Origin of the sequence: Flavobacterium sp. CG_9.1, from assembly GCF_015751645.1 — a bacterium.
Lineage (GTDB): Bacteria > Bacteroidota > Bacteroidia > Flavobacteriales > Flavobacteriaceae > Flavobacterium > Flavobacterium xanthum.
The window spans coordinates 1-15,561 of the sequence record NZ_JADOVC010000030.1 but is presented as its reverse complement, the minus strand read 5'-3'; the positions used below and the strand labels follow the sequence as shown (position 1 = coordinate 15,561).

At 35.9% G+C, this 15,561-nt stretch carries 12 protein-coding genes; 6 read left to right on the top strand and 6 right to left on the bottom strand.

Features of this window, described 5'->3' with window-relative positions; translation table 11 throughout:
• Positions 1-142 precede the first annotated feature (142 nt).
• From IWX83_RS14035 to IWX83_RS14025, 3 genes are all read left to right on the top strand, one after another.
• Positions 143-1,648, top strand: coding sequence for an aldehyde dehydrogenase family protein (locus IWX83_RS14035; protein WP_073353211.1), 1,506 nt, complete (start codon positions 143-145; stop codon positions 1,646-1,648).
• A gap of 64 nt (positions 1,649-1,712) precedes the next feature.
• On the top strand, positions 1,713-2,747 hold the full coding sequence (gene adhP / locus IWX83_RS14030; RefSeq protein WP_073353209.1) for an alcohol dehydrogenase AdhP: 1,035 nt from the start codon (positions 1,713-1,715) through the stop codon (positions 2,745-2,747).
• A 68-nt stretch (positions 2,748-2,815) separates the two neighbouring features.
• Complete coding sequence (locus IWX83_RS14025; RefSeq protein ID WP_073353208.1) at positions 2,816-3,190, top strand: DUF779 domain-containing protein; 375 nt, start codon at positions 2,816-2,818, stop codon at positions 3,188-3,190.
• Position 3,191: 1 nt separating this feature from the next.
• Here the strand turns inward: IWX83_RS14025 and IWX83_RS14020 are convergent, their stop codons facing one another.
• The 6 genes from IWX83_RS14020 to recG all read right to left on the bottom strand — a co-directional run bounded on the left by IWX83_RS14020 (position 3,192) and on the right by recG (position 13,108).
• Positions 3,192-4,115 (bottom strand): AraC family transcriptional regulator N-terminal domain-containing protein, encoded by a 924-nt coding sequence (locus IWX83_RS14020; protein ID WP_196830530.1) that lies wholly within the window; start codon positions 4,113-4,115, stop codon positions 3,192-3,194.
• Between the two features lie 73 nt (positions 4,116-4,188).
• Positions 4,189-5,052 carry a bestrophin family protein gene (locus IWX83_RS14015; protein ID WP_073353205.1) on the bottom strand — a complete coding sequence of 288 codons (864 nt, stop codon included), beginning with the start codon at positions 5,050-5,052 and terminating at the stop codon, positions 4,189-4,191.
• A gap of 26 nt (positions 5,053-5,078) precedes the next feature.
• The gene (locus IWX83_RS14010; RefSeq protein WP_196830528.1) at positions 5,079-6,392 is read right to left on the bottom strand and encodes a TolC family protein; all 1,314 of its coding nucleotides are present in this window, start codon (positions 6,390-6,392) and stop codon (positions 5,079-5,081) included.
• Between the two features lie 70 nt (positions 6,393-6,462).
• Positions 6,463-9,558, bottom strand: a complete 3,096-nt coding sequence (locus tag IWX83_RS14005) for an efflux RND transporter permease subunit (RefSeq protein WP_196830526.1) — start codon at positions 9,556-9,558, stop codon at positions 6,463-6,465.
• Positions 9,559-9,626: 68 nt separating this feature from the next.
• A complete protein-coding gene (locus tag IWX83_RS14000) occupies positions 9,627-10,685 on the bottom strand; it encodes an efflux RND transporter periplasmic adaptor subunit (RefSeq protein WP_196830524.1) in 1,059 nt (352 codons plus the stop codon).
• Positions 10,686-10,996: 311 nt separating this feature from the next.
• Positions 10,997-13,108 carry an ATP-dependent DNA helicase RecG gene (recG, locus tag IWX83_RS13995; RefSeq protein WP_196830522.1) on the bottom strand — a complete coding sequence of 704 codons (2,112 nt, stop codon included), beginning with the start codon at positions 13,106-13,108 and terminating at the stop codon, positions 10,997-10,999.
• A gap of 847 nt (positions 13,109-13,955) precedes the next feature.
• Between recG and IWX83_RS13990 the strand changes: the two genes are divergently transcribed.
• From IWX83_RS13990 to IWX83_RS13980, 3 genes are read left to right on the top strand one after another with little or no spacing between them, the layout of a single operon-like run.
• Positions 13,956-14,375 carry a MarR family winged helix-turn-helix transcriptional regulator gene (locus IWX83_RS13990; RefSeq protein WP_196830520.1) on the top strand — a complete coding sequence of 140 codons (420 nt, stop codon included), beginning with the start codon at positions 13,956-13,958 and terminating at the stop codon, positions 14,373-14,375.
• 2 nt (positions 14,376-14,377) lie between these two features.
• Positions 14,378-14,800: an organic hydroperoxide resistance protein gene (locus tag IWX83_RS13985; protein ID WP_073353194.1), complete on the top strand. Its 423-nt coding sequence runs from the start codon at positions 14,378-14,380 to the stop codon at positions 14,798-14,800.
• A gap of 28 nt (positions 14,801-14,828) precedes the next feature.
• Positions 14,829-15,464: an NAD(P)H-dependent oxidoreductase gene (locus IWX83_RS13980; RefSeq protein WP_196830518.1), complete on the top strand. Its 636-nt coding sequence runs from the start codon at positions 14,829-14,831 to the stop codon at positions 15,462-15,464.
• Positions 15,465-15,561: the final 97 nt, after the last annotated feature.

The window sequence follows — 15,561 nt, the reverse complement described above, 5'->3', positions numbered from 1 at the left end:
TAAATATAAATAAATGTGAAATAAATAATAAAATTAGGTTAAAAAAACAGATAGTAAAATTTAATGCTATTAGTTGGATGATTAATGCTATTCTAATGATAAATAAGAAGCTAACTTTGAGTAAATCTAAAAATAAAACCAAATGGATAATGTAGTGCAAAGACCTGAATTTAAGGCAAAATATGATAATTATATCGGCGGTAAATTTGTAGCACCAATAAATGGCGACTATTTTGACGTCGTTTCTCCTATAGATGGAAAAGTTTTTACGCAAGCTGCTCACTCTAGCAAGGAAGATGTAGCATTTGCTGTAGACAAAGCTTATGATGCTTTTCAAACTTGGGGAAAAACCTCTGCTACGGAACGCAGTAACTTATTGAATAAAATTGCTCAAGTTATCGAAGATAATTTGGAATACATTGCAACAGTTGAAACCATAGATAATGGAAAAGCGATACGGGAAACTTTAGCTGCAGATATTCCTTTAGCCATTGACCATTTTCGTTATTTTGCTGGTGTAATCAGAGCCGAGGACAGTTCAATTGCCGAATTGGATTCGCAAACTGTTTCTATAGCTTTGAGTGAGCCTTTAGGAGTAATTGCTCAAATTATTCCTTGGAATTTTCCAATTTTAATGGCAGTTTGGAAACTGGCTCCAGCTTTGGCGGCAGGAAATACGGTGGTACTAAAACCCGCAGAAAGTACTCCAATTTCTATTTTAGTATTGATGGAATTGATTGGGGATATTCTTCCTCCGGGAGTTATAAATATTGTGAATGGTTTTGGGGCCGAGTTGGGTAGAGCTTTGGTAACTAATAAAAAAGTGTCAAAAGCAGCATTTACTGGTTCGACTCCTACAGGTCGTTTAGTTATGCAATATGCTACTGAAAATATTATTCCAGTTACACTAGAATTAGGCGGAAAATCACCTAATATTTTCATGGAATCTGTTGGTGATGCTGATGATGATTTCTTTGACAAAGCAGTTGAAGGTGCTGTCATGTTTGCTCTAAACCAAGGTGAAATATGTACTTGTCCTTCCAGATTATTAGTACACGAAGCAATTTATGATAAATTTATTGCTAAAGTTATCGAAAGAACTGCTGCTATTAAGATGGGAAATCCGTTGGATAGAACGACGATGATGGGTGCGCAAACCTCTTTGGTTCAAAAAGAAAAAATACTTTCCTATATTAAACTAGGAAAGGAAGAAGGAGCTGAATTATTAACAGGAGGGGAAGAAAATCACATGGAAGGGGAATTAGCAGGAGGATATTATATCAAACCGACCCTTTTCAAAGGACACAACAAAATGCGTATTTTTCAAGAAGAAATATTCGGACCTGTTTTAGCCGTTACTACTTTTAAAACCACTGAAGAAGCAATTGCAATTGCAAATGATTCAATGTACGGTTTGGGAGCTGGACTCTGGACGCGCGATGCACACGAAATTTATCAGGTTCCAAGAGCGATTCAAGCGGGTCGTGTTTGGATAAACCAATACCATTCTTATCCAGCGGGAGCCCCGTTTGGAGGATATAAACAGTCTGGAATTGGCCGTGAGAATCATAAAATGATGCTAGCACATTACCAACAAACAAAAAACATGCTGATTTCTTACGATAAAAAGAAATTAGGTTTCTTTTAGAATGACTTATTAATTAAAAAAAGGAAAGTGAAAGAGCTTTCCTTTTTTTATAAATCTATATATTATGTTACCAAAAACAATGAAAGCTGCAGTGATTAGAGAATTTGGGTCACTTTTAAAGATTGAAGAAGTAGAAGTTAAACGTCCTGGTCGAAATGAAATTTTAGTAAAAGTAATAGCAAGTGGTGTTTGCCACACCGACTTACACGCCATTGAAGGGGATTGGCCAGTTAAACCAAAAATGCCATTGATCCCAGGACATGAGGGAGTAGGATATGTTGTAGCAGTAGGTCCAGATGTAAAGAATGTCAAAGAAGGGGATGCTGTTGGAGTGCCATGGTTGTATAGTGCTTGTGGTGGCTGTGATCAATGTATTACTGGTTGGGAAACATTGTGTGACACTCAGCAAAATGGAGGGTACAGTGTAGATGGTAGTTTTGCCGAATATGTGATTGCCGATGCAAGATACGTTGGGCATTTACCTTCGAATGTGAATTTTTTGGAGATGGCACCTATCCTTTGCGCAGGGGTTACTGTTTATAAAGGATTAAAAGAAACGGAAGTTAAACCAGGGGAATGGGTAGCTATTTCGGGAATAGGTGGTTTAGGTCACGTTGCGGTCCAATATGCAAAAGCTATGGGAATGCATGTTGCCGCCATTGATATTGCGGATGATAAATTAGAGTTAGCAAAAAAATTAGGCGCTGATTTAGTAATAAATGCTAAAAATCAAAATCCTGGAGAATTTCTTAAAAAAGAAGTTGGTGGAATGCACGGAGCCTTAATTACGGCTGTTTCTCCTATCGCCTTTAAACAAGGATTAGAAACCTTAAGAAGAAAAGGAACCATGGCCCTGAACGGACTTCCTCCTGGAAATTTTGATTTGTCGATTTTTGATACAGTATTAAATAGAATTACAATTCGGGGTTCTATTGTAGGAACACGAAAAGACTTACAGGAAGCGATTCAATTTGCGGTGGAAGGAAAAGTCAAAGCAACCGTTACATCAGCAAAGTTAGAAGATGTAAATGATGTTTTTGACAAAATGAAAAAAGGACAAATTGAAGGACGTGTTGTACTTGAAATTGCCAAGCAATAATATAAATTAGTAAAACAGAAAATTTGTGTTCGCATAAGTTTTCTGTTTTTATCAATACCAATAAAAAGATGGTAAAAAGAATTGACGCCACCGAAAAGGCAATAGCATTAATAAACATTTTGCAGGCAAAACACGGAGATTTAATGTTTTATCAGGCCGGCGGTTGTTGTGAAGGAACGCAACCACAATGTTTTGAAAAAGGAGGTTTTTATCAAAGACTGGGCGATGTATGCATTGGTTTAGTCGAAAACACCGAGTTTTGGGTAGACAAGGATTTATTTGAATACTGGAAACATGCACATTTCACTTTAGATGTAATTGATGCTTTTGGAGTAGGAGGATTTTCATTAGAAACCCCGTTAAAAAAAACATTCCGAATCGAATATCGCATTTTTACACCAGAAGAAGAACAATCGCTTGAACCTGTTACTTATATTGAATAATTTAATTTACGCATAATAACTGGTATTGTTTGGGCGTGATACCTTCATGTTTCTTGAATAAGCGAATAAAGTAATTACAATCCTCAAAACCAGACATGTGACAAACTTCATTAATTTGAATCGTAGGATTTTGGAGTAATTGTTTAGCACATCTCATTTTTTCATTAATTACAAATTCAATTGGGCTCATCCCTAATTCTTTTTTGAAAAATCGATAAAAAGAAGTTGTGCTCATACATGCTTTTTCACTCAAATGTTTCATGTTAAAGTTTTCTTTCAAATTCAACCGAATGAATGCTACAACGTCAGTAATAGGATTCTTTGGATCTATAAAAAGTCCATCTTCAATTGCTTTGACAGTTTGAGTTTGAATAATGCGAATCAATAATTCCTGCAAAGTCAAGTCGGCCAAAACATCTTTGGTTATTGAAGTACTCATACATTCTTTTATCAATTTAGTAATGGTTGTGGCTAATGCTGCATTGTTATAAAAGAAATAGTTCTGGTAATTTAATTGCCAGAATTGATCATTTCCCTCTTTTGGATAGTGCTCATTCAAAAATTGTAAGGTATCAGTTATTTTTTTTTGGTCTATCGCCAAAGCCAAACATTGGGTAGGATTGTTTTTAGAAGCCTCTGGAAAATCAATTTTCATTTCCACATTCGAAGGAATCACTACAGTTTCTCCTGGTAGATATACAAAGCTCGGATCATCAAAAAGGTGCATTACTTTTTTACCTCGCAACATGCTAGTTACTACTAAATCATTGAATTTTAAAGGAACTAATGTCGAAGATTCATAGGTTTCAAAAAGATTGAGTTCACAATGGTTTAAGGAATAAACAGTTCTATTTTCTACTAATGTTTTTAATGATTTCTCGTTGGAGAGGTGCGGAGGTTGTATAAAAGCGCGGTTACTATTCATAGATCTAAACTTTAAAAAGTCAAAGCTTAAATTTAATAAAAATAATTAGAATGATAGGGGTGTTTAACAAAATTTAAATTAACTCTTCAACATGTTTTTTAATGTTTTCTGCCATTTTCCTAGTTGGTAAATCATTAGCATCAGTTCCAAAAGGATCTTCGATTTCTTCAGCAATAAGCTCTAAACTCGCTAAAACATAAAAAATAAATACGACTACTGGAATTACATAATAACCAAGGCTAAAGACATATCCAAAAGGCAAAGTAAGAACATAAATAAAAATAAATTTTTTTATAAAAGCACTGTAAGAATAGGGTATAGGCGTGTTTTTTATTCGTTCACAAGCCCCGCAAATATCTGTAAAAGATTGTATTTCAGTATTCAAAATAATCAATTGGTCTCCTGTAATTTTCTTGGAAACATATAAATCATTAATTTTTTGAAATAATATTTTGGCTACCTGATTGGGTTTGTGTTTGTGATGATCAATTTCTAAATCGACATCATCAAACAATTGTCTTCCCGTATCACTATCATTTAGATGTTTATGTAAAATGGAGGCGTAACTGGGAATCACTTTGCGAAAAAAATTACGGTCTTTTTCATCCTGCAATATGATTGATAATTTGATTGCTAAATTCCGACTGTTATTTACTAGTCCGCCCCATAATTTTCTGCCTTCCCACCATCTATCATAGGCAGTGTTGGTACGATAAGCTAACAATAAGGAGATTACGAAACCTAACATTCCGTGCATTATTGAAATATTTTTGACATGGCTACTATCTGGTAAATGCCAATATTCAATCTCTAAATAGCCAATTCCACCAGAATAAATTCCGATAATAACCATCATTGGTATCAGTTTTCGAAAGGTGTCCCCTTTGCTTAATTGGAAAATAAAACTGATCCAGTCTTTGGGATTATACGAAGTCATTCTAAATTTTTATTTACAAAAGTATATTAAAAAATTAAATTGCCAGCTAATTCACGAAGTGCAATTTCAGATAATTTACCTTGAAATTGAGCGTTGCTGTAGCGCACTTTGGCATTCACATAATTCAATTGTGCCGTTCTGAATTCTAACGTGGTAATGGTTCCAATTCGAAATTTGTCTAAAGTAATATTTAAATTTTGTTTGGCAATTGACTCATTTTTTTCTTCTAAACCAATCAATTCTAAATTAGTCAAATACGTTTGATAAGAGGTAGATAATTGTGAATTTAGTGCTAAATTTTGCTGATCTATGCTCAATTTAGAGTTTTCAATAAGGATCTTGGCGATTTTTTCATTTCGATTTTGTGCAAAACCATCAAATAGATTCAAAGAAGCACTAAAACCATAATTAAAACCTCTGGATTGGGATTGCGTTACAAACCCCAGACTGGATTGACTTTCTGAAAAATTGTAAGCAGTATTTACTCGAATTGTAGGATAACGTGCCGCTTTAATTTGCTTTAATTCTAATTCGGCCACTTTTTTATTAATAATTTGGGCTTCTAATTGTGGATTTTGTTTCTCCGCTAAAGCTTTGAGTTCTGGTAATAATAATAGGGAATCGACTTCCAGTACATCAATCACTTTAAAATCGGTGGAGACCTCTCTAGCCATTAACTGATTTAATAAGATTTTGCTATTAGCATACAACTCTTTTTGTCTTAGCAAGGCTACTTGATCTGTATTCAAATCTACTTGTGCATTTAGAACTTCTAATTTAGATGCTTTTCCAATGGTAAATCTATTTTGAGCCAATGTCAAGCGCTGGTTGGAAATAACAATTGTTGTATCCAATGCCGCCAATTGTTGTTGTTGTTGTACTAAATCGTAATATGCCGCATTCACATCGCTAATTCTTGTTATTAAGGTCAGCTTTAATTGTGCTTCGCCTAACTTTTGTAATTCTTTCAGCTGATCCATTCTGGCAAACATTCTTAGTCCATCAAAAATAGTCCAATCCAAGCCAACACCGTAGGTCAAATTATTATTTTTGGCATTATCTAACTCGTTTTCAGTACCATCCTGACGTGTTTGAGAACTATTCTGAATGCTGTTATTATCTAAAACATTTGCGGTAACAGTGGGTAGCATTCCAGCATTTCCAATGGCCACGTTTGTTTTTTGAATGGTCAAACTGTTGGTAGCAATTTTTATTTCATAATTGTTTTCCAAGGCAATTTTTACCGCACTTTCTAGTGTTAAGACTTCTTGTGCATTGGTTTCAATTACACAAAAAAAGAGTAATATAAAGCTTTGCAATAGTATTTTAGAGTATGTCATATTTTTATTTTTTGACTGGGATTATTATTGTAAATGATTTATAATCCCAGACATCAGGGTTCCATTCAAATTATTTAACTTCTTTCTCATATTCTTCAATATGGTCAAATTCAGGATAATGTTTACGAGCTTTCGACCACATTAAATACATGGCTGGTATTACAAATAAAGTTAAAACAAGCGAGAAAATAGTTCCCCCAACAATAACAACTCCCATTCCAATTCTACTAGTTGAGGCAGCTCCTAAGGATAAGGCAATAGGCAACGCACCCAGTGAAATTGCTAAACTTGTCATTAAAATCGGCCTCAATCTCGCTTCTGAAGCTTCTAAAATGGCTTCTAATTTTGGTTTGCCTTGTTCTCGAAGTTGGTTTGCAAATTCGACAATTAGGATTCCATTTTTGGTTACCAAACCAATAAGCATTACAGTTCCAATTTGGCTGAAAATATTCCACGTTTGGTCAAACAACCACAAGGAGAATAAAGCTCCTGCAACTGCCATTGGGACGGTCAGAATAATAATGAAAGGGTCAATAAAACTCTCAAATTGTGCTGCTAAAATTAAAAATATTAGCAATAAAGCCAATCCAAATGCGAAGGCAGTATTCGAACTACTTTCGACAAAATCCCTGGATTCTCCCCCTAAATCAGTTGTGAAGGTATCATCAAGAACTTTGGCTTTTATTTCGTTCATTGCATCAATTCCATCGCTGATACTTTTGCCTGGAGCAAGACCTGCAGAAACAGTTGCGGCCATATAACGGTTGTTGTGGTATAGTTGCGGCGGATTACTTTTTTCTTCAATGCTCACCACGTTATCCATTTGGATTAATTGTCCCATATTGTTTTTTACAAACATCGAGGTTAAATCCAGTGGTTTTGAACGGTCTTCTTGGTCAAATTGTCCAATGACCTGATACTGTTTTCCATTTCTCATAAAGTATCCAAAGCGTTGTCCACTCAAGGAAAGTTGCAAGGTTTGTGCAATGTCAATCACGGATATTCCCAGACTTTCGGCTTTTTCTCTATCAATGGTAACATTAACTTCAGGTTTGTTAAATTTTAAATTTACATCACTAACCGCAAAAGTTGGATTCTGCGCCACTTCATCCATAAAAAGAGGAATTTTTTCTTCCAATTTTTTAAAGTTGGGTGCTTGTATAATGTATTGAATTGGTAACCCACCGCGTCGGTTTACTGCGATGGTTGGTTGCTCAATGACAGAGGTTTTTGCATCGGGATATTGCTTAGTCCACTTGGTTAATTTCTCTGCAATTTCTTTTTGAGAATCGGTTCTTTCATTGGGTTGAACTAATGATACGCGTATAAAACCACTGTTTACCGAAGAGGATCCAAAACCAGGGGAGGTGATTACCAACGCTACCTTTTTTCCAGGAATAGAGTCATCTACTAATTTTGACACTTCCTGCATGAAGCGATCCGTGTATTCATAAGAAGAACCTTCAGGTGTGGTCATTCGCAATACAAAACCACTGCGATCGTCATAAGGTGCTGTTTCCTTTTGTAAAAGGTTAAAAAACAAATAGATTAACCCAAAACACGCAATAAGAATAGGGAAACTTAACCATTTTTTTTTCATAAAACTGCTCAAGGAACTGGCATAACCGCTGTTTAATTTTTGAAAATAAGGTTCTGTTCGAATGTAGAATTTGGATTTCTTTTGTTCACCACCTTTCATGAGATAGGCATTTAACATTGGGGTTAAAGTCAACGATACAAATGCCGAAATCAAAACGGCAGCACCAATGACGACTCCAAATTCCCGAAACAGTCGACCGACAAATCCTTCGAGGAAAATTACTGGAAGAAATACCGCTGCTAAGGTGATTGAAATTGAAATTACCGCAAAGAATATTTCGTTAGACCCTTTGATGGCTGCCTCGATTGGCGTCATGCCTTCTTCTACTTTTTTGAAAATATTCTCGGTGACTACAATTCCATCATCAACCACTAATCCTGTTGCCAGAACAATGGCTAATAATGTCAATACATTAATGGAAAAACCAAAAAGCCACATGATGAAGAACGTAGCAATCAATGAAACTGGAATATCAATTAGAGGTCTAAACGCAATAGCCCAATCCCTAAAGAATAAATAGATAATCAAGATTACCAAAATAATGGAAATCCCTAAGGTCTCAGCCACTTCAATAACTGATTTTTTTACAAAAATCGTATTGTCAATAGCAATATTTAGCTTGATGTCTTTTGGTAAATCCTTTTTTAATTTTTCAAATTCTTTATAAAACGCAGTCGAAATTTCTAAATAATTGGCTCCTGGAAGTGGTACAATTGCAACACCTACTAACGGTGCTCCAGATTGTGTCATTTTAGTTTCTGTGTTTTCAGGTCCTAGGATTGCGGTTCCTACATCACTAAAACGTACTACTTTTTCCCCTTCAGAACGAATTATAATATTATTAAATTCGGCAGCAGTAGAAAGGTTTCCTACTGTTTTTACCGTTAATTCGGTATTATCACCGGTTAGTTTTCCGGACGGTAATTCAACATTTTGCTTGTTTAATGCATCTCGTACTTCAGAAACGGTACAGCCATAAGAAGCCAGTTTTACTGGATCAATCCACAACCGCATCGCATATCTTTTTTGGCCCCAAATTTGGACACCACTCACACCAGGAATGGTTTCAAGCCTTTGTGAAATGACATTTTCAGCATAATCACTAAGCTCTAGTGCATTTCGTGTATCACTTTGAACGGTCATCGAAATAATGGCATCGCCATTGGCATCCGCTTTCGAAACTACTGGAGGAGAATCAATATCTTGTGGAAGGTTTCTAACGGCCTGTGATACTTTGTCTCGGACATCGTTGGCTGCATCCTCCAAATTTTTATCCAAATTAAATTCAATCGTAATGTTGCTGCTTCCTTGTGCGCTGGAAGAGGTCACATTTCTGATTCCGTCAATGGAATTGATCGCTTTCTCAAGCGGTTCCGTAATTTGGGATTCGATTATATCCGCATTTGCACCAGTATAATTGGTACGAATGGAAACTTGCGCAGGATCAATTGATGGAAACTCTCGAACGCCAAGAAAGGTGTATCCAATTAAACCAAACAAAACGATGGCTAAATTGATTACTATGGTAAATACAGGTCTTCTAATACTTGTTGTGGATAAACTCATTTAGATTTTAGATTTTTAATTGCTGATGTTAGACTTTAAATTGCTTTGCAGGAACTCAATATCTCAATCTATTTAATTGTAACAGTTACAGGAGTTTCGTTTTTTAAGGACATGACACCGCTGGTAATTACTGTGTCGCCTGCTTTTAAACCAGAAAGAACCAAGATGGTAGCATCTGTTCTCGTTGCCGTTTCTATCATTACTTCTTTGGCTTGACCATTTGAGGAAATGAAAACTTTTTTACCGTTTTGTATCGGGATAATGGCTTCAGTAGGAACTACAATAGCATCTTTTATAATGTCCAAAGGCAATTCGACATCTGCAAAAGTTCCTGGTAATAATTTACCTGTTTTATTATCTGCAATAGCACGAACTTGTAATGTTCTTGTTGCAATGGCTACTTCTGGTTCAATAGCGTACACTGTAGCGCTAAATTTTTCATCAGAACCTGCCACTTTAAAGGTAAGTGTCGTATTCGTTTTTACTTGGCTCGCATATTTTTCAGGTATCGAAAAAGTGATTTTTAGTTTTCCAGTATTTACTAATTTTGCTACCAATATCGCAGGTGTAATATAAGTCCCAGGTGAAATAGAACGCAATCCAATTCTACCAGAGAATGGTGCTCTAACGGATGTTTTTGCAATTTGCGCCTTTATCAATTGGCTTTGAGCTTGTGCCGATTTTAAGTCCGCTCTTGCTAAATCGTACTCTTCTTGACTGATGGCTTCTTTTTGCAAGAGCAGTTTGGCTCTTCTTTCGTTTTCCGAGGCTAGTCCTTCTCTAGTAGAAGTTTGTCTCAACTGCGCTCTTAACTCTAGATCATTTACCTTAAAAAGTACTTGTCCTTTACTCACGTTGCTTCCTTCCTTAAAATAAATACCTTCAACAATTCCAGAAACTTCGCTTCGGATTTCAACTTGTTCATTCGCTTCAATAGAACCAGAAAGGGATAAATTATTGTCAAAAGTTGCCGGTGTTGCCACAATTCCGTTTACGCTCATGGATTTGCCTTTTCCTTTGGAATCTTTAGCATCTCCTTCGCCACTTTTATTTTCTGTTATTCTGTAACCAATAAAGCCAATGATTCCAATAGTTAACAAGGCATAAACTAAGTATTTAATTTTCATAAGTGTAATATAAAGTAGGATTAGGTTTCAGTATATATAGTTAAAAAACAAATTTAGGTTTTAGAAACGATATTTGTGATCATGTTGATTTTTATTTAACGTTTGTACATACAAATATTTAATTTCTATAGGTAATTTGATGCAAAACAATAAAATCATTGACCATAGGACTCCATAAAATAGCATTAGTTTAATCAACAATTGAAAAATAGTTTTTCCAAAAGGACTTATTGTAAAAATGAAATCAAATAAACGTATCAATTCGTCCAAGCCAAACCATATATTTTAAAAAAATAGTTGCCAGACGAAAATTAACTAATATAATTCCAAATATTTTTCTTTTTAGTCATTTCGATGAAAATAGCTCTTAAAGCGGCATGCTCTTGTTTTTGCATTCCTGCATCTTCCTTAAGTAATTTTAGAGCATAATTTCTGGCTAGAGCCAAAGTATCTCTGTCTCGAACTAAATCGGCAATTTGAAGATTAAGCACGCCGCTTTGTTGCGTTCCCATTAAATCACCCGGACCGCGAAGCTTCAAATCGACTTCGGCAATTTCAAAACCATCATTGGTTTGTACCATCGTTTCCATTCGGGTTTTACTGTCGGAACTCAATTTATGACTGGTCATCAGGATGCAATAACTTTGTTCTGCACCACGACCCACACGACCTCGAAGCTGATGCAGTTGCGATAATCCAAAACGTTCCGCACTTTCAATAATCATCACACTGGCGTTAGGAACATTTACGCCGACTTCAATTACGGTGGTGGCTACCATAATATTGGTTTTTCCTTCCGAAAAACGTTTCATTTCAGCATCTTTTTCTGCTGGTTTCATTTTTCCGTGAAGAATAGAAATCGAATAGTGTGGCAAAGGAAAATCTCTAGAAACACTTTCGTAACCATCCATTAAATCTTTGAAATCCATTTTTTCTGATTCCTGAATTAACGGATACACAATATAAATTTGGCGGCCCAAAGCAATTTCGTCCCGAAGGAATTTCCAAACTTTTAATCTGTTACTATCAAAACGATGTACGGTCTGAATTGGTTTACGTCCTGGAGGCAATTCATCGATTACTGAAATGTCTAAATCGCCATACAAACTCATTGCTAATGTTCGTGGAATAGGCGTGGCGGTCATTACCAAAACGTGTGGCGGAATCACATTTTTCTTCCACAATTTAGAGCGTTGTTCTACGCCAAAACGGTGTTGCTCATCAATTACGGCTAGTCCTAAATTCTTGAATTTTACTTTATCTTCTAGTAAAGCATGCGTTCCGATAAGGATATGTAACGTACCGTTTTCCAATTCTTCATGGATAATTCGGCGTTGTGCTATTTTAGTAGAACCCGTTAGGATTCGGATATTTATATTTAAAGTCTCGGCTAATTCTGATAAGCCAATAAAATGCTGATTTGCCAAGATTTCCGTGGGCGCCATCAAGCACGCCTGAAATCCATTATCAAGTGCCAAAAGCATGCTCATAAAAGCCACAATGGTTTTTCCGGAACCTACGTCACCCTGCAGCAAACGGTTCATTTGGGCGTTGCTTCCCATGTCCGTTCGTATTTCTTTGATTACTCTTTTTTGAGCATTGGTCAACTGAAAAGGCAAGTGATTTTGGTAAAAATCATTAAAATAGTTACCGACAATAGAAAATGGGTGTCCTTTTATTTTGTGTTTCCTAATGAGATTTTTTGTGATTAATTGCAACTGAATAAAGAACAATTCTTCAAATATTAATCGGAATTTAGCTTTCGCCAAAACTTCGGTGCTTTTTGGAAAATGAATATTGAATAAAGCCGCTTTTTTAGGAATCAGTTTCAACTCGTTGATTAAATAATCCGGTAATGTTTCCGTAAACAACGCTTGTGTTTCAAGAAACAATTGCTGCATCATTTTATTAATCACTCGATTTGAAATCCCTCGATTCGTCAAGGTTTCTGTCGAAGGATATACCGGTTGCATGGCGGAACGCAAGCTTTTTTCATGCTCGCTCATCAACTCAATTTCCGGATGCGCCATATTGAATGTACTTCCAAAAGAGGTGCATTTCCCAAAAATCACACAAATTTCATTGAGCTTTAAGCTCTCTCGAATCCATTTGTGACCTTGAAACCAAACGAGTTCCATTTGACCCGTATCATCCACAAAAGTTGCGACCAAACGCTTTTGATTTCTGCCAAATTCAACCGATTTAATGTTGATGATTTTACCGATTATTTGAACCTCGGCACTGTTGTTTTGCAGTTCGTTAATCTTGTAATACCGCGTTCGGTCAAGGTATCTGTTGGGGAAAAAATTCACTAAATCCACATACTTGTAAATTCCCAATTCTTTACGCAGCAATTCGCCCCGATTGGGACCAACGCCTTTTAAATATTCTATAGGAGTAAGGAGGAGGTTGTTAACAGACATTTTAAATTATTTGGAAAACTGCAAAAAGAACCACACCTTTAAAGTCAAAATTCTTCTTTCTTGCAAAGTACGAAGATAGTTTTTTGTTTGCAAAATAGAAAATCACAAAGGATCAAAAAATTAGGTATTGGCAATAGCAATAGAGTCAAAATAACGTATGTCATTTCAGCTACCATGAAATATTTTTTCCTTAGAAGCTATTCTCGCTATCCGTTTCAAGCTTTGCAGGTTCAAACCTTTTTTCTAGGTTAGGGCAGGAGCTTCCTGCGGTCGCTCTGCCTTAACCAGAAAAAAATGGTTTTCACCTCGCAAAGGCTTTCCACTGCTATCAAGGCTAAAAACGTTTAGAACTCGAAAGAACTTTTGGATATAAGGACTCTATTTTTAAGGAGAGGCACTGCCATCGATTCATCAGGAATGATAAACGTTGCTTCATTTGTTTAAGCTTAAAACTGATACTTACTTACATGACTTATATGTTAAAAACCAGATTCGTAAATCTTATTTCTTTCTCTCTGAGACTTTACGAAAGAAAAACTTACATGTCTTAAATGTTTAAAAGAAACCAAACTCAATTAGTAGCGATTCCTTTGGAACAACAACCGTTGCTGTATTTGTCTGAGTTTAAAACTTACATGCACTTATATGCCTTATATGTTTAAATAGCAGCTTAGTGAATCTTATTTTTTATCAGTGAATCTTTCCGAAAAAAAAAGCTTACCTGTCTTATATGTTGAAAAAATAGCCATGAAATAAAAACCATCACGAGTTAAATTTATATTAATTGTAATCAATTAAATTGTACACAATATAATTAAAACTATCTTTGTACCATAATAAACAAACCATGAAAGACCAACTACACATCAGCGAGCAAGTTTGTTTTCCCGTTTACGCCTTCGCAAAGGAGATCATCAATCAATACCGTCCATTGTTGGAGGCGCTTGAGTTGACTTATCCGCAGTATTTAGTGATGCTCGTTTTATGGGAATACAAAGAGCAAACCGTTAATCAGCTTGGTGACAAACTAAAATCAGATAGTGGAACGCTCACGCCATTATTAAAACGAATGGAAACAAAGGCGTTTGTAACCCGAATCAGAAGCACTGTTGATGAAAGAATCGTCAACATTTCATTGACTGAAAAAGGGGTAGCACTAAAAGAAAAAGCAGCTTGTATTCCGCAACAGTTAATGGAAGCTATGAATGTTTCTGCGGAGGATTTGTTACTATTAAAAAACATAATTACTAAAATAGCAAAAAAATAAAGATGAAAACATTGTATACCACACAAGCTACTGCAACAGGCGGTAGAAACGGACAAGTAAAAAGCGAAAACGGAATTGTAGCATTAGAAGTACGATATCCAAAAGCGTTAGGCGGAGCCAATGATGATTATGCCAACCCAGAAATGCTTTTCGCTGCGGGTTATTCGGCTTGTTTTGATAGCGCCTTGAACTTGGTAATAAAAAAAGAAAACATCCAAACCGGTGAAACAACCGTAACCGCAAGTGTAAGCATTGGACAAAATGACGCAGGAGGTTTTGGTTTGGAAGCCGCTTTGCATGCAATTATTCCCGGAGTAACACTAGACGTAGCGCAAGATTTAATAGAAAAAGCGCATCAAGTGTGTCCTTATTCTAATGCGACGAGAGGAAATATGTTAGTTACGCTAACCGTTTCAAACAACTAATTGACTTATTAAAAAATAGAAATATACAATGGCTTTACTAGAAGATTTAAACTGGAGACACGCTGTAAAAGCATACGATGCTACCAAAAAAGTAAGCAAAGAAGATATTGATAAAATTGTAGAAGCGGCACGTTTGGCACCTACTTCTTCAGGATTACAGCCTTTTCAAGTGCTTGTTGTTGAAAACCAAGAACTAAAAGAAAAACTGGTTAAAGGAGCACTGAATCCAGAGTGCATGAGAGATTGTTCTCATGTTTTGATTTTTGCTGGATGGGATCGTTACACGGCTGAGCGCATTGATAAAGTATACGATTACACTACAGCAGAGCGCGGTTTAACACAAGGGCGTTTTAATAGCTATACGGATATGCTTAAGAAAATATATCTCGCACAACCTGCTGAAGAAAACTTCGTGCACATTGCCAGACAAACTTACATTGCTCTTGGATTGTCTTTGGCGCAAGCCGCTGAACTAAAAGTAGACAGCACACCAGTGGAAGGATTTGATAACAGCGTGGTTGACGAAATCTTAGCACTAGATAAATTAGGTTTAAAAAGTGTTTCGCTAATGTATGTAGGCTACGCCGATACGCCAAACGATTGGATTGCTCCAATGAAAAAAGTGAGAACACCTAAAGCGGAATTTGTACTAGACTTTAAATAATATCGAGGTGTTCACTTATTTACTTATTATAATATTTTGATATAAAACCTTTTGAGTATTCATCATTCTGTTTATAAGTAGGTCAAATATTTTTTCC

What these genes read in the sequence shown, in the direction of transcription:
- IWX83_RS14020 (WP_196830530.1), bottom strand. Translation starts at nt 4,115, where the DNA reads ATGAATAGTAACCGCGCTTTTATACAACCTCCGCACCTCTCCAACGAG.
- IWX83_RS13985 (WP_073353194.1), top strand. Translation starts at nt 14,378, where the DNA reads ATGAAAACATTGTATACCACACAAGCTACTGCAACAGGCGGTAGAAAC.
- IWX83_RS14035 (WP_073353211.1), top strand. Translation starts at nt 143, where the DNA reads ATGGATAATGTAGTGCAAAGACCTGAATTTAAGGCAAAATATGATAAT.
- IWX83_RS13990 (WP_196830520.1), top strand. Translation starts at nt 13,956, where the DNA reads ATGAAAGACCAACTACACATCAGCGAGCAAGTTTGTTTTCCCGTTTAC.
- IWX83_RS14015 (WP_073353205.1), bottom strand. Translation starts at nt 5,052, where the DNA reads ATGACTTCGTATAATCCCAAAGACTGGATCAGTTTTATTTTCCAATTA.
- IWX83_RS13980 (WP_196830518.1), top strand. Translation starts at nt 14,829, where the DNA reads ATGGCTTTACTAGAAGATTTAAACTGGAGACACGCTGTAAAAGCATAC.
- IWX83_RS14000 (WP_196830524.1), bottom strand. Translation starts at nt 10,685, where the DNA reads ATGAAAATTAAATACTTAGTTTATGCCTTGTTAACTATTGGAATCATT.
- IWX83_RS14010 (WP_196830528.1), bottom strand. Translation starts at nt 6,392, where the DNA reads ATGACATACTCTAAAATACTATTGCAAAGCTTTATATTACTCTTTTTT.
- IWX83_RS14005 (WP_196830526.1), bottom strand. Translation starts at nt 9,558, where the DNA reads ATGAGTTTATCCACAACAAGTATTAGAAGACCTGTATTTACCATAGTA.
- adhP (WP_073353209.1), top strand. Translation starts at nt 1,713, where the DNA reads ATGTTACCAAAAACAATGAAAGCTGCAGTGATTAGAGAATTTGGGTCA.
- recG (WP_196830522.1), bottom strand. Translation starts at nt 13,108, where the DNA reads ATGTCTGTTAACAACCTCCTCCTTACTCCTATAGAATATTTAAAAGGC.
- IWX83_RS14025 (WP_073353208.1), top strand. Translation starts at nt 2,816, where the DNA reads ATGGTAAAAAGAATTGACGCCACCGAAAAGGCAATAGCATTAATAAAC.